The sequence below is a fragment of the Pseudomonas sp. MWU16-30323 genome (genome assembly GCF_020515595.1).
Classification (GTDB): Bacteria; Pseudomonadota; Gammaproteobacteria; order Pseudomonadales; family Pseudomonadaceae; genus Aquipseudomonas; species Aquipseudomonas yamanorum.
On record NZ_JAIWYM010000020.1, the window covers coordinates 80,833 to 94,261 of the forward strand.

At 61.0% G+C, this 13,429-nt stretch carries 16 protein-coding genes; 10 read left to right on the plus strand and 6 right to left on the minus strand.

Annotated features, from left to right (window positions below):
- Positions 1–14 precede the first annotated feature (14 nt).
- On the minus strand, positions 15–1,103 hold the full coding sequence (locus LIY45_RS21315; protein WP_226477505.1) for an endonuclease/exonuclease/phosphatase family protein: 1,089 nt from the start codon (positions 1,101–1,103) through the stop codon (positions 15–17).
- A 41-nt stretch (positions 1,104–1,144) separates the two neighbouring features.
- Positions 1,145–1,804 carry a YciC family protein gene (locus LIY45_RS21320; protein ID WP_177026239.1) on the minus strand — a complete coding sequence of 220 codons (660 nt, stop codon included), beginning with the start codon at positions 1,802–1,804 and terminating at the stop codon, positions 1,145–1,147.
- 179 nt (positions 1,805–1,983) lie between these two features.
- On the opposite strand from LIY45_RS21320, the gene LIY45_RS21325 reads away from it, so the two are divergent.
- From LIY45_RS21325 to LIY45_RS21335, 3 genes are all read left to right on the plus strand, one after another.
- Positions 1,984–2,754: a DUF2076 domain-containing protein gene (locus LIY45_RS21325; RefSeq protein ID WP_226477506.1), complete on the plus strand. Its 771-nt coding sequence runs from the start codon at positions 1,984–1,986 to the stop codon at positions 2,752–2,754.
- A gap of 129 nt (positions 2,755–2,883) precedes the next feature.
- Positions 2,884–3,360, plus strand: coding sequence for an NYN domain-containing protein (locus LIY45_RS21330; RefSeq protein ID WP_017476223.1), 477 nt, complete (start codon positions 2,884–2,886; stop codon positions 3,358–3,360).
- 24 nt (positions 3,361–3,384) lie between these two features.
- Positions 3,385–3,996 (plus strand): 3'-5' exonuclease, encoded by a 612-nt coding sequence (locus LIY45_RS21335; RefSeq protein WP_017476222.1) that lies wholly within the window; start codon positions 3,385–3,387, stop codon positions 3,994–3,996.
- A 176-nt stretch (positions 3,997–4,172) separates the two neighbouring features.
- Here LIY45_RS21335 and LIY45_RS21340 read toward each other — a convergent pair whose 3' ends face one another.
- On the minus strand, positions 4,173–4,466 hold the full coding sequence (locus LIY45_RS21340) for a DUF3077 domain-containing protein (RefSeq protein ID WP_017477876.1): 294 nt from the start codon (positions 4,464–4,466) through the stop codon (positions 4,173–4,175).
- 464 nt (positions 4,467–4,930) lie between these two features.
- Positions 4,931–5,392: an Lrp/AsnC family transcriptional regulator gene (locus LIY45_RS21345; protein ID WP_017477875.1), complete on the minus strand. Its 462-nt coding sequence runs from the start codon at positions 5,390–5,392 to the stop codon at positions 4,931–4,933.
- A gap of 160 nt (positions 5,393–5,552) precedes the next feature.
- On the opposite strand from LIY45_RS21345, the gene yedA reads away from it, so the two are divergent.
- The 4 genes from yedA (at position 5,553) to LIY45_RS21365 (ending at position 8,857) form a co-directional block, all read left to right on the plus strand.
- Complete coding sequence (gene yedA, locus LIY45_RS21350; protein WP_226477507.1) at positions 5,553–6,449, plus strand: drug/metabolite exporter YedA; 897 nt, start codon at positions 5,553–5,555, stop codon at positions 6,447–6,449.
- 48 nt (positions 6,450–6,497) lie between these two features.
- On the plus strand, positions 6,498–7,829 hold the full coding sequence (locus LIY45_RS21355) for a DEAD/DEAH box helicase (RefSeq protein WP_017477873.1): 1,332 nt from the start codon (positions 6,498–6,500) through the stop codon (positions 7,827–7,829).
- 244 nt (positions 7,830–8,073) lie between these two features.
- Complete coding sequence (locus LIY45_RS21360; protein WP_226477508.1) at positions 8,074–8,580, plus strand: hypothetical protein; 507 nt, start codon at positions 8,074–8,076, stop codon at positions 8,578–8,580.
- 43 nt (positions 8,581–8,623) lie between these two features.
- The gene (locus LIY45_RS21365) at positions 8,624–8,857 is read left to right on the plus strand and encodes a hypothetical protein (protein WP_226477509.1); all 234 of its coding nucleotides are present in this window, start codon (positions 8,624–8,626) and stop codon (positions 8,855–8,857) included.
- Between the two features lie 3 nt (positions 8,858–8,860).
- On the opposite strand, the gene LIY45_RS21370 is transcribed toward LIY45_RS21365, so the two are convergent.
- Both LIY45_RS21370 and LIY45_RS21375 read right to left on the minus strand, forming a co-directional pair.
- Positions 8,861–10,132 carry a TIGR03862 family flavoprotein gene (locus LIY45_RS21370; protein ID WP_226477510.1) on the minus strand — a complete coding sequence of 424 codons (1,272 nt, stop codon included), beginning with the start codon at positions 10,130–10,132 and terminating at the stop codon, positions 8,861–8,863.
- A 172-nt stretch (positions 10,133–10,304) separates the two neighbouring features.
- Positions 10,305–11,225, minus strand: coding sequence for a histone deacetylase (locus LIY45_RS21375; protein WP_017477871.1), 921 nt, complete (start codon positions 11,223–11,225; stop codon positions 10,305–10,307).
- Between the two features lie 76 nt (positions 11,226–11,301).
- Here LIY45_RS21375 and LIY45_RS21380 point away from each other — a divergent pair, with 76 nt between their 5' ends.
- From LIY45_RS21380 to LIY45_RS21390, 3 genes are read left to right on the plus strand one after another with little or no spacing between them, the layout of a single operon-like run.
- Entirely contained in the window at positions 11,302–11,871 is a 570-nt protein-coding gene (locus LIY45_RS21380; protein WP_017477870.1) for a GNAT family N-acetyltransferase, read from the plus strand.
- Between the two features lie 41 nt (positions 11,872–11,912).
- Positions 11,913–12,782 carry an acyl-CoA thioesterase II gene (gene tesB, locus LIY45_RS21385; protein WP_017477869.1) on the plus strand — a complete coding sequence of 290 codons (870 nt, stop codon included), beginning with the start codon at positions 11,913–11,915 and terminating at the stop codon, positions 12,780–12,782.
- A complete protein-coding gene (locus LIY45_RS21390) occupies positions 12,779–13,366 on the plus strand; it encodes an HAD family hydrolase (protein ID WP_226477511.1) in 588 nt (195 codons plus the stop codon). Before tesB ends, LIY45_RS21390 begins: the two co-directional genes overlap by 4 nt.
- Positions 13,367–13,429: the final 63 nt, after the last annotated feature.

Consider the following 13,429-nt stretch of genomic DNA (forward strand, 5'->3'; position numbering starts at 1 on the left):
TTTTGCAGCGTGGCTTACTGCGCGGCCGGCAACAGGAACCGCGCAATCACCGGCAGATGATTGGAGATACGCACCGTATCGCTCTGCCGCACCTGGCTTTCAACCTTTTTGATGCGCGAACTGTAGAACAGGTAGTCCAGCGTACGATCCGGCCCGTCCACGGTCGGGTCATTCGGGAAGTACGTCAGCCATTTATCCCGATCAATGCCGCTGGATTGGCTGTTGCTCGGGACCATCGGGTACTTTTCCCACAGCAGGTGCAGCTCACTGTCCGGCGAATATTGCCCGCGTTTACCGGCATCCAGGCGCAGGAACTGCCCCAGGGGCAACAGGTTGAAGTCCCCGCCCATCAGCCATGGCGTGCCACGGCTTTCGAATTTATCCACCAGCTTGACGGTCGCCTGCACCTGTTCCAGCACCGCGTTGTGCCCGGGGGCCGTGCCGTCCAGGCGGGTATTGAGCACGGCCAACTGGCCGCCGTCGCTCAACGGCAGGTAGGTCAGCAATAATGCGGGTTTGGCCTGGAATTGACGGCTGATCAGATTGGCGCGGGCCACGGGCAATTGCAGGCGCTCGGCGTGTTCGATCTGGTAGCGGCTCATGGTCACCAGCTTGCGGCCGACGCTGCCGAAGATGTGCAGGTCGGGCACGAAGTCGGCTTTCCAGTCGAATGCCTGGACGCTGCACGGATAGAGGTCGGCCAGGCGCTCCTGGAGCAAGGCCAGTTGGTCCTGGTAGCTGGAAGGCTTGGCGCCTTCGTCGACTTCCTGTAACAGCAGGATGTCGGGCTGTTCGTCGCGGATCACCCGTGCCACTTCGTCGAGGCTGGCGGCCATGTCTTCAACGGTGGGGCGGTCGTCCGGGCCGCTGCCGTCCGGGGTGTCGTACCAGAACACGTAGTTCTTGCCCGCCAGGTACTGCACGTTCCAGGTCATGACCTTGAGTGCCTGGCCCGGCAGCAGCGTCGGCGCACGGGGCGCGACGCAGCGGATAGGCAGGGTTTCCTTGTCGGCAGGGCGCCAGGTCAGGCTGTAGATCAAGCCGGTCAGCAGGGCCGCGAGGATCAGCAGGCCCAGCAGGGTAATGCGCAGTAATCGGGTCATCGGCTCGGCTTATGGCGTTGCAGGACAAGGCCCGGAGCATATCACCGCGCGTCGGCGTCGCCACCAATCAACATGAACAGGCGGAACAACACCACGCTGGTGAACAGTTGCAGGAAGCTTTGCGCGCTGTCCATCAGCAGGCCCAGCAGCGGGTTTGGGTCCGGGTAGACCGCCACGCTGGCGCCCTTGAGCAACCACAGTGGCGTCATCACGCACAGCAGGCACACCAGGATGCGCCAGAAATGCCCACGGGTCAGACGCAGGCTTTCCTTCATGGCCGACAGCGCCGACATGCCCCGCAGTACCAGCAAGTATTCGGCGAAGGCCAGCACCACCATCAGCCACAAGCCCGGCAGGAAATACAAAGACAGACCCAGCAGGATCAGCAGCGTGCTGACTGCCGTCAGCAAGGCAAAGCGCGGCCACAAGGTCAAGGCCATGGCCAGCACATCCAGGGTACGCGGCGATTCGCCCCGGGTGCGGGCGTCGAGGAACAGGATCAGTGCGCCGGTGTACAGCGGATACACCAGCAGCCCGACGATCACGCTGTAGCCGGGAAATGCATCAGGGCCGAGGGTGTGGTCGAGCACCTGTTGCAGCAGCGCCTCAAGGATTACCAATGGCAGGCACAACTGCACGATGGCGCCCAGGTTGCGCTTGAAAAAGAAGAAGGAGTCGCGCAGTACGTCTAACGGATTCATCAGGGTCTTCACAGGCCGAAAAGCAAGGGCGTTACTTTAACCGATCATGAGCAGATGCAAGCAAACGTAAACCTTGCGTAAAGACCATTGAAACAATCAGTAACAGCCCCATAACTGGGTTGTACCTTGCACATAGTGGGCAAGGCGAAGATTTCTACCGGCAATCTAACGAGGTCGCCATGAACAGCGAAGAGCAAACCCTGATCGATGGACTGTTTTCACGGTTGCAGCAAGCCGAAACGGACTCAGCCCCCCGCGACGCCCAGGCTGAAGCGCGGATCAAGGAGCACGTCACTCGCCAACCGGCCGCTGCGTACTACATGACCCAGTCGATTCTGGTGCAAGAGCATGCAATCAAGAGCCTTGATGCGCAGAACAAGCAGCAGGCCCAACAAATCCAGCAATTGCAGGACGAACTGCAACAGGCCAGGTCCCAGGCGGCGCAGCCTGCACCGAGCAGTGGCGGTTTCCTGTCGAGCATCTTTGGTGGTGGCTCCCGCGACCCACAGCCTGCCCAGAGTGCGCCTGCATCTTCCGGGGGTGGCTGGCGTGAACCGGCGCGTCCGTCGTTTGGTGGCCAACCCGCGCCACAGCAGAGCTACGGCGCCCCACAGCAGAATTACCAGCAGCCACAACAGGCACCCGCAGCGCCAATCGGCAGCGGTTTCCTCGGCGGCGCACTGAAAACCGCAGCCGGCGTGGCCGGTGGTGTGATGCTGGCCGAAGGCATCAGCAGCCTGTTCAACCACAACTCGCAGCAGCCGCAAGTGGTGGAAGAAATCATCCGCGAAGAGCCGGCGCCGGCCAGCGACAACGGCAACTGGGGCAACGACGACCAGAAATTTGCCGGCAACGACAGCTGGGGCAGTGATAACGCCTCCGACAGCTTTGCCGACAACGACTATTCCGACGACTCCTCCTCCTTTGGCGACGACGATTCCTTCGTTTGACCCACACTCAACCGGGGCGCTTCGTCGCCCCGGGCTGATTTTTCTCGGAAACTGCCTTGTGGCTGGCATACTGGCAACCTTTCCGGGCCTTTGAGTCCGAGGTCCATGCGCGTGTCATGAGGATTTGCGGTGAAAAAGATAGCCGTGTTCGCCGATGTACAAAACCTCTACTACACCGTGCGCCAAGCGTACGGCTGTCACTTCAACTACGCCGCCCTGTGGGCTGACATCAGCCAGCGCGGGCAGATTGTCGAGGCGTACGCCTACGCCATCGACCGTGGCGACAGCAAGCAGCAGCAGTTCCAGCAAATCCTGCGCAACCTCGGTTTTACCGTGAAGCTCAAGCCTTATATCCAGCGCAGCGACGGCTCGGCCAAGGGCGACTGGGACGTGGGCATCACCATCGACATCATGGACGCCGCCGCCCATGTCGACGAAGTGGTGCTGGCCTCCGGCGACGGTGATTTCGACATGCTGCTGGACCGCATCATCAACAAGCACGGCGTCGAGGCTGTGGCCTACGGCGTGCCGGGGCTGACGGCCAACTCACTGATACGCGCCGCCAGCCGCTACGTGCCGATCGAAGGCGCGTTGCTGCTTAAATAGATTTTCGACGGAGTTGGAACAGGTTTGGAACGTATAGCGGTCATCGACTTTGAAACCACCGGCATCCAGCCGAGCAGCAGCTGCCGGGCCACGGAAATCGCCGTGGTCATCCTGGAGCAGGGCCAGATCGTGGACCGCTACCAGAGCCTGATGAACGCCGGCGTACGCGTGCCGGGGTTTATCGAGCAACTGACCGGCATCAGCAACGCCATGCTGCGCACCGCGCCGTCGGCGGAGCGGGTGATGAACGAGGTGAACGAGTTTGTCGGCACCACGCCGCTGCTGGCCCACAACGCCGCGTTTGACCAGAAGTTCTGGGATTTCGAGCTGGGGTTGATCCGGCGTACGCGTTTGCAGAAGTTTGCCTGTTCATTGTTGCTGGCGCGGCGCTTGATGCCGGCGGCACCGAACCACAAGCTGGGCACCCTGACCTCATTTGCCCAACTGCCCCACACCGGCAAGGCTCACCGGGCGATGGCGGATGCGGAGATGGCGGCGAACCTTACCGCGCATCTGGCCCAGGAACTGCGCCGCACCCACGGGTTGCGGGAGCTGTCCCACGAATTGCTGTGCAGCTTGCAGAAGGTTCCGGCGGCGAAGATCAATGATCACCTGAAGAAACATCGCGGGTTCTGATTCCGGCACTGCTCCTAATTGATGACGCGCTTCTGTGGCGAGGGAGCTTGCTCCCGTTGGGCTGCGCAGCAGCCCCAAAACCTGCATCGGCGTTACATCAGATACAACGCTGCGCATGCTTTGGGAGCGCTTCGCACTCCAGCGGGAGCAAGCTCCCTCGCCACTGAAGTCGCAATTTATCGAGGCTGTAAGCAGTCCAGCGACCGATCCACCACCACCTTCGCCATCTCCACCAAATGCATCACCGCCCGCTGCTGCCCGTTCATGGGCTCGCCGGGTATCTGTGCGGTTGCCACGGCGCAATGCAGCAAATCGGCCGCCCGTGCCAGGGCGTCTTCGAAACTCATGTTGTCGTTGAGCACGAAAGGTGCGCCGTCCGGTGCGGAGGCTTTGAGGTAGTAATCGATGGCGCGGCGGGTGAGTGGGCTGTCGCTGCAAAACTCTGGTGGATCGGGGGTGACTTTGACCATGGTGGAACTCCTTTGAGGTAAGAAGCTATCACCGTTCGCTTGCACGCGAATGAAGGTGGCAGCTGTACGCAGGTGTGCAAGACCGGGGCAAAGGAAAACCCGGCAGATCCGAGGACCTCCCGCGCACAGCCGCCATAACAGATAACGTCGGACGTTGAGGAGTAGGGCGTCTGTATATCCTTGCCAGTCGGACTTGCACGTCCGGTCGTCGATTGTTCGATGACCGAGCGAGACTAGCTATCTGATCCGGCCGAAACAAGGCGGTTGGATTTTCTAGGAAAGGTCCTGCAAATGAAAGGGATCCGTCTTGCTGGCCCTAAAAAGTGTGCCCGTGGCGATCGTTCCCACGCTCCGCGTGGGAATGCCGCCCTGGACGCTCTGCGTCCGCTCTTCAAGTCGTGACGCAGAGCGTCACCGGATGCGTTCCCACGCAGAGCATGGGAACGAGCTGTCGAGCGGCGTGTTCAGTTGCCACTCTTCCCATTCCCCTCCAACTGCCCCAACGGCACCCGCCGCTCTATCGCGCTCGACAAGATGATCGAGGTCTTGCTGAACCCAAACTTCGCCACCCGATTGATCAAGCTCTCCAGCTCCGGCATTGAGCCCACCGCCGCCTGCATGATCACGCACGGATCCCCGGTCACCCGATGGCACTCAGTCAACTCGGGAATTTCCGACAGCGCGTCGTACACCTTCTGACTCCCATGATTGGTCAACCGCAACTCAATCACACACTGGATCGGTAACCCTACCTTCGACAGGTCGACCTTGGCCTGATACCCGGTAATCACACCACTGGCTTCCAGTTTCGCCACCCGCTCGGCCACGGCGGGCGCTGACAGGTTTACGGTGCGCGCCAATTGCGCGTAGGACGCGCGGCCGTCTTCCAGCAGGGCGCTGAGAAGCATGCGGTCGTATTTGTCCATGATAAGGCTCCGGGAACTGGTGGCTTTCGAAAGCATGGTTTATAGCCTTGATAACCATGTTTTGAAAAGTGTACTGGCGCTTTAAACAGGTTTTGTAACTTATGTTTACGGCCGGGGATTTCTAAAATAACGCTCCCTTGTCCTGCCGCAGAGCTGCCCAATGCCTGGCCCACGTCGCTTTCCCTTACCGTTGATCGCCGCCTTTTTTGCGCTGTATGTGATCTGGGGGTCTACCTACCTGGTGATTCGTATTGGTGTGGAGTACTGGCCGCCGTTGTTGCTGGCGGGGATTCGCTTTATGACAGCGGGTGCGCTGATGTATGCCTTCCTGCGCTGGCGCGGGGCACCGGCGCCGACCTGGATGCAGTGGAAGGCCGCCGCGAAGATCGGCATTTTGCTGCTGACCTTCGGCAACGGCGCGGTCAGTGTGGCCGAGCATACGGGCGTGGCGTCCGGGGTTGCCGCGTTGGCGGTGGCGACGGTGCCGTTGTTTACCTTGCTCTGTGGTTATTTCTGGGGCGCGCGTAATACCCGTCTGGAATGGGCCGGGGTGGTGCTGGGGATTATCGGCATCGCCATGCTGAATATGGGCTCCAACCTGCAATCGAGCCCCACCGGTGCGGCCTTGCTGATTTTTGCCGCGGCGGCCTGGGCCTTTGGGTCGGTGTGGAGCAAGCATTTGCCGCTGCCGCAAGGCGCGATGGCCAGTGCGGCGGAGATGCTGATTGCCGGTGTAGTGCTGCTGGTGCTGAGTGCCGTCAGCGGTGAGCACCTGCAAGCCATGCCGCCGCTGGAAGGCTGGCTGGCCCTGGCGTACTTGACCGTGTTCGGTTCGATCATCGCCTTCAATGCCTATATGTACCTGCTCAAGCACGTGCGCCCGGCGGCGGCCACCAGCTATGCCTACGTCAACCCGGCGGTGGCGGTGTTGCTCGGGATAGTGTTTGTCGGCGAGACCATCGGCATGGAAGAAGCCCTGGCGATGTTGGTGATCATCAGCGCGGTGTTGCTGATCAGCCTGCCACAGTGGCGAAAGCCGAAACCGGAAATAAGGTAAACTGCCGCGCATTGCGACCTTGCGCTGACTTTTTCCTACGGTATTTCCATGACTTTCGCCACACTTGGCCTGATCGAACCCTTGCTGCGCGCCCTTGAGACGCTTGGCTACCAGACCCCGACGCCGGTGCAGGCGCAAGCCATTCCGGCGGTGCTGGCCGGCCGTGACCTGATGGCTGCGGCCCAGACCGGCACCGGCAAGACCGCCGGTTTCGCCGTGCCGCTGCTGCAACTGCTGACCATGGAAGGGCCGAAAGTCAGCGCCAACTCGGTGCGCGCGCTGATCCTGTGCCCGACCCGTGAATTGGCCGAACAGGTTCACGCCAGCGTCGCCGAGTACGCTCAACACCTGCCGCTGACCACGTACGCCGTATACGGCGGCGTGAGCATCAACCCGCAGATGATGAAGCTGCGCAAAGGCGTGGATGTGCTGGTCGCCACCCCTGGCCGCCTGATCGACCTGTTCCGCCAGAACGCGCTGAAACTCAACCAGTTGCAAACCCTGGTGCTGGATGAAGCCGACCGCATGCTCGACCTGGGCTTCTCTGAAGAACTGGCGAACATCTACCGCATGCTGCCGAAAAAGCGCCAGACCTTGCTGTTCTCCGCGACCTTCTCCGACGAGATCCGCCAGTTGGCCGGGCAGATGCTGATTGATCCGCTGACCGTCGAAGTCAGCCCGCGCAACGTTGCTGCCAACACCGTCAAGCAATGGGTGGTGCCAGTGGACAAGAAGCGCAAGGCGGAGCTGTTTGTGCACTTGATGCGCAAGGGCCGCTGGAAGCAAGTGCTGGTGTTCGCCAAGACCCGCAACGGCGTGGATGCGTTGGTGGAAAAACTCCAGGGCCTGGGTATCAATGCCGACGGGATTCACGGCGACAAGCCACAAGCGACTCGCCAGCGCGCGCTGGATCGCTTCAAAAGCAGTGACGTGCAGATCCTGGTGGCCACCGACGTGGCGGCCCGTGGCCTGGACATCGAAGACTTGCCGCTGGTGGTCAACTTTGACCTGCCGATCGTGGCCGAGGATTACATCCACCGCATCGGCCGTACCGGCCGTGCGGGCAACACCGGGGAGGCTATTTCCCTGGTGTGTGCCGATGAAGTGAACATGCTGTCGGCCATCGAGATGCTGACCCGTCAGACATTGACCCGCAAGATGGAGCAGGACTTCGAACCGGAACATCGCGTGCCGGATACCGATGCCACTGGTCAGGTGGTGAAGAAGCCGAAAAAACCGAAGAAACCCAAGGCATCCGGTGGCGGCAAGCGCAACCTGGGCAAGTGGGTGGAAAGTGGTGAGGTGTCGGTGGCGGAGCCTTCGATCAAACCGGTGCGCAAGGTGCCTGCGTTTAACACCGGGCCGCGCAAGAAAAAATAGGTGTTCGGGTCTATAAAATAGACGGCCGGCGAATAAGATGGGCGAGACATTCCCGCTCATTTTGAATGTATCGAATAGTGTGCGGTTAATAGTAGAGTATCTTCCTGAGTTATACCTTGTTCTCCCCCGGACATACTTTGTCTGGCTGAAAGTTGTGTGCGCCCGGAACTGAAGGCCGCCACGGGCCACTATTCATAAGTCAGCGTACTGACTTATGAATAGTGACTTTAAGTGGAGAGTGCATATGGCTGCTTTTTTGGTGCCGTTCGCGGTGGCGATAATAGGTGGGTTGGCCGTTACGGGGGCCGGCATTGGCGTCAACGAATCCAGGAAGAGCAAGGCGGAGGCCGACGCCAAAATAAAAGAAACCGCGAACAACTTGCTGGCCAAGGCGCGCGAGCTGGTAAATGAGGGTGCTCTTTTTCCGGCCTATCGGGCTGGCAAGGAGTATGTGGAGCATATGAAGAACAACTTCGACTTGTCTCCGGAAACCAGACAGGGCCTGGACGAGTCGCTTAATAAACTCTTGGAGACGGCTCAGCGGCAATACCGTAACTTGAAAGAAGAGTACCAAAAAAATGCCGACGAGGCCGGGTATGACGACGGTGGTCTTGCACTGTTTAACGCCCAGGAGAAATACCTGGTTGATTTGGAAAAGTTACTGGGGGCCGGGGCTCCACGCCTCAAGGAGGTGGAGGATTCTTTTGGTGTTAATTACCGGGTTCATAAGTGGGGTCTAAAGAAAAATTGACGGGTTGGGTGTGGAGACTTCAGAAGAACCGGAGGGACGTGCTTTGACGGGAAGTGACGAGTTTGATGAGTTCGCGCTGGAGACCCTGGAGACCAGTCATTCATCCGGCGAGCATTGCGCACCGGGTGGCGTACAGCGGCTTCCGGTGGATGACCAGGTGCTCGACGCTTTGCAGGCGTTTCAGCAATGTGTGCGAACGATGGTGATTGACCTGCAAGGGCGCCCGAAGGCCAATCAGCGGTATGTTCACGGTGGCCTGAGAAAACAACTGCTGTAACTCTCAGAGAGGGTGCATCCCTTGGTGAAGGGGCTGCCCCTCTGCAACCTTCAGCGTCGCCAAGATGCCTTGCCCCGCCACTCGCCCGCTGGCGAAACAGCCTGTCAGCAAATACCCGCCGGTAGGCGCCTCCCAGTCCAGCATCTCGCCTGCGCAAAACACACCCGGCAATTGCTTGATCATCAAGTGTTCATCCAGCGCCTCAAACGGCACACCGCCCGCGGTACTGATGGCTTCGTCCATCGGCCGGGTTTTCACCAGCGTCAGCGGCAGCGCCTTGATATCCGCTGCCAACTGCGCCGGATCATTGAAGTGCTCGGCCGGTGACAGTTCGCGCAACAGCGCCGCTTTCACTCCATCCAATCCCAACTGACTGTGCAAATGCTTGCTCATCGAGCGTGAGCCACGTGGCTTGCTCAACGCCGCAATCACCTTGTCCAGTGGCTTGCCCGGCAACAGGTCGATATGCACGGTGGCCGATCCATCCCGGTTGATCGCCTCACGAATCGGCGCCGACAACGCATAGATCAGGCTGCCTTCGATGCCCGTGGCGGTGACCACACCTTCACCCAGCCGAGGTTTATCGTCCGCTAACCCGATGGCGACGTTTTTCAACGGTGCCCCGGCGAATTTGCTGACCATCAATTCGCTCCAGGCCGACACCTCGAAGCCACAGTTACTCGGTTGCAACGCCGCGTAAGGCACGCCTTTGTCTTCCAGCAGTTTCAACCATGCCCCATCCGAGCCCAGCCGCGACCAGCTGCCGCCGCCCAACGCCAGCAGCACCGCATCACCGCGCACATGTTTGTCGCCCTCGGGGCTGTGGATAAGCAGGCTGCCGTCGGCATTCCAGCCCAGCCAGCGATGACGGGTGTGGATAACGACGCCCTGGTCCCGCAGGCGCTTGAGCCAGGCGCGCAGCAGCGGGGCGGCTTTCATGTCGGTAGGGAACACCCGGCCCGAACTGCCGACAAAGGTTTCAATCCCCAGCCCATGTATCCATTCGCACAACGCCTCGGCACCGAACTGACGCAGCAACGGCGCCATGAACGGCGCCCGCTCGGCGTAGCGCGACAGAAACGCCGGGTAAGCTTCGGAATGGGTGATGTTCATGCCGCCCACGCCCGCCAGCAGGAACTTGCGGCCAACCGACGGCATACCGTCGTACACGTCGACCCTGACCCCGGCCTGGCTCAACACTTCGGCAGCCATCAGCCCGGCAGGGCCACCGCCGATGATGATGACGTGTTGAGGTGGGGTTTGAGTCTGGGGCATGGGGATAACTGCGGTTCGGCAAAGTAGGCCGAGCATTCTACCCGAGGATGCCCGTGCTGCCTGATCAAAAAACGTACAGCGTCCTGCAGGCCAGGCGACTTATGGCCTACAGAGGCTTTCACTCAGGTTATCCACAGGCAGTTCCACAGCGATTGTGGGTAACGCGCATAACTCAATGACAACCTGATGACGTCCAGACCCGCTGCGCACTGTGGTGCAGGATCCCGTGACGACGGGCCAGGGCAGGGCGGTCTTTGCTGTAGCCGCCGCCGATCACGCCGACCACCGGGATATCGCGGCCCAGGCAGTGGCGCATCACGCTTTCATCGCGGGCGGCGACGCCTTGGTCTGTCAGCTTGAGGTAGCCGAGGGCGTCGTCCTTGTGCACATCTACGCCGGCGTCATACAGCACCAGGTCGGGCTGATACAGCGGTAGCAGGTAGTTGAGGGCATCGTCGACCACCTTAAGGTAGTCCGCGTCGCCCATGCCCATCGGCAGCGGGATGTCCCAGTCGCTTTCAGCCTTGCGGGCGGGGAAGTTCTTTTCGCAGTGCAGGGACACGGTGATCGCGTCCGGGGTGTCGTGGAGGATGCGCGCGGTGCCGTCGCCCTGGTGCACGTCGCAGTCGAAGATCAGCACCCGGTTGACCCGGCCGCTGGCCAGCAGGTAATGGCTGATAACCGCCAGGTCATTGAAGATGCAGAACCCTGCCGGGTAATCGTAGTGGGCGTGGTGAGTGCCACCGGCCAGGTGGCAGGCCAGGCCGTGCTCCAGGGCCTGCTCGGCCGCCAGCAACGAGCCGCCCACCGCGCGCACGGTGCGCCGGGCCAGGGCTTCGCTCCAGGGCAGGCCGAGGCGCCGCTGGTCTTCGCGGGACAACTCGCCGCTCATGTAGCGTTCGATATACCCAGGTTCATGGGCCAGGGCCAGAATCTCGGCTGGGCAGAGTTCCGGGCGCAGCAATTGGCTGTCCCGGGTCAGGCCGCTCTCCACCAGATGGTCACGCAACAGGCGGAATTTATCCATGGGGAAGCGGTGGTCCGCGGGGAACTCGGGGCTGTAGTCGTCGTGGTAGATCAGTGGCAAAGGCATGGCGATTTCTGACGGGAACCAGCGACGGATCTTAACAGCGCGTTACACTCACGCACATGGCAAGGGAGGGGGATCAATGGAGCCAATACTGCAATTGGAAAGCGCACGTCTGGTACTGCGCCAATGGAGCGATGCCGACTTGCCGGAGTTTGCGCGTATGTGCGCCGACCCGCAGGTGATGCGCTATTTCCCGGCCACCTTGAGCCGTCTGGAAAGCGCCGCGTTGATCGGGCGCATTCGCGGCCATTTCGCCGAGTACGGTTTTGGCCTGTGGGCATTGCAGCGCAAGGACAGCGGCGAGTTCATCGGCCTCACCGGGCTGTTGAATGTCAGCTTCGAGGCGCCGTTCACCCCGGCGGTGGAAATCGGCTGGCGCCTGGCCAAGGAACACTGGGGCCTGGGCTACGCCAGCGAAGCCGCCTGGACCGCCCTGCGCTGTGGTTTCGACCGGCTGAAGCTGGACGAGATCGTTTCGTTTACCACTGAAGCCAATCTGCCATCACAAAAAGTCATGCAGGCCATCGGTATGCATTACGATCCCCTGGCAGATTTTGAACACCCCAAGGTCGCAGCGGATGACCCGGTGCGGCATCATGTGTTGTATCGCATCACCCGCGCCCAATGGTTGGACACGCTGCACGGATAAGCAGCCCGGAATGCCCAATAGATTGTTGTAGGAGATGCTCTATGAGCCAAGTGTTGGAAGATCTGGTGGACCTGCTGACCCTGGAACCGATCGAGGAAAACCTCTTTCGCGGCCGCAGCCAGGACCTGGGCTTTCGCCAGCTGTTCGGCGGCCAAGTGCTCGGCCAGTCACTGTCGGCGGCCAGCCAGACCGTTGAAGAGGCGCGGCATGTGCATTCGTTGCACGGTTACTTCCTGCGCCCGGGCGATGCGGCGTTGCCGGTGGTGTATTCGGTCGACCGGGTACGCGATGGCGGCAGTTTCAGCACGCGCCGGGTGACGGCGATCCAGAAGGGCAACCCGATCTTCACCTGCAGCGCTTCGTTCCAGTACGACGAAGCAGGCTTCGAGCACCAGACCACCATGCCCGTGGTGGTCGGCCCGGAAAACCTGCCCTCGGAGCTGGAACTGACCCAACAGCGCGCGCACCTGATTCCTGAGCACATGCGCGAAAAGCTGCTGTGCCCCAAGCCGATCGAAGTGCGGCCGGTGACCGAGAAAGATCCGTATAACCCGCAGCCGTCCGACCCGGTCAAGTACGTGTGGTTTCGTGCGGATGGCGCCTTGGCCGACTCGCCGGCGCTGCACAAATACCTGCTGGCGTACGCCTCGGATTTCGGCCTGTTGACCACATCGCTGCTGCCCCATGGCAAGACCGTGTGGCAGAAAGACATGCAAGTCGCCAGCCTCGACCACGCGCTGTGGTTCCACGCCGACCTGCGTGCCGATGACTGGTTGCTCTACGCCATGGACAGCCCGTGGGCCGGCAATTCCCGTGGGTTCTCCCGGGGCAGCGTGTACAACCGCGCGGGGCAGTTGGTGGCGTCGGTCACCCAGGAAGGCTTGATTCGTCATCGCAAGGATTGGGCATGAGCCTGAGTGATGTGAAGCATTGGGTGTTCGACATGGATGGCACCCTGACGGTGGCCGTGCATGACTTTGCGGCGATCCGGGTGGCGTTGGATATTCCGCCGACTGACGACATTCTTACGCACCTGGCGGCATTGCCCGCCGATGAGGCCGCGGCCAAACATGCATGGTTGCTGGAGCATGAGCGTGAGTTGGCGCTGGGTTCGGTGGCGGCCAAGGGCGCGGTGGAGTTGGTGCGGGAATTGGCCGGGCGCGGTTATCGGCTGGGCATCCTGACGCGCAATGCGCGGGAGCTGGCCCATGTGACGTTGCAGGCGATCGGCCTGTCGGACTGCTTTGCGGTCGAGGACGTGTTGGGGCGTGATGATGCGCCGCCCAAGCCTGACCCGGGTGGTTTGCTGAAGCTGGCGCGAGCGTGGGAAGTGGCGCCGCAAGAGATGGTGATGGTCGGTGATTACCGCTTTGATCTGGATTGTGGGCGGGCGGCGGGGACCAGGACGGTGTTGGTTAACTTGCCGGATAACCCGTGGCCGGAACTGGCCGATTGGCATGCAGCAGATTGCGCGGTATTGCGCCGGATGATCTGACTCCAGGCAATGAAGATCAAATGTGGGAGCTGGCTTGCCTGCGATGCAGACACCGCGGTGTAT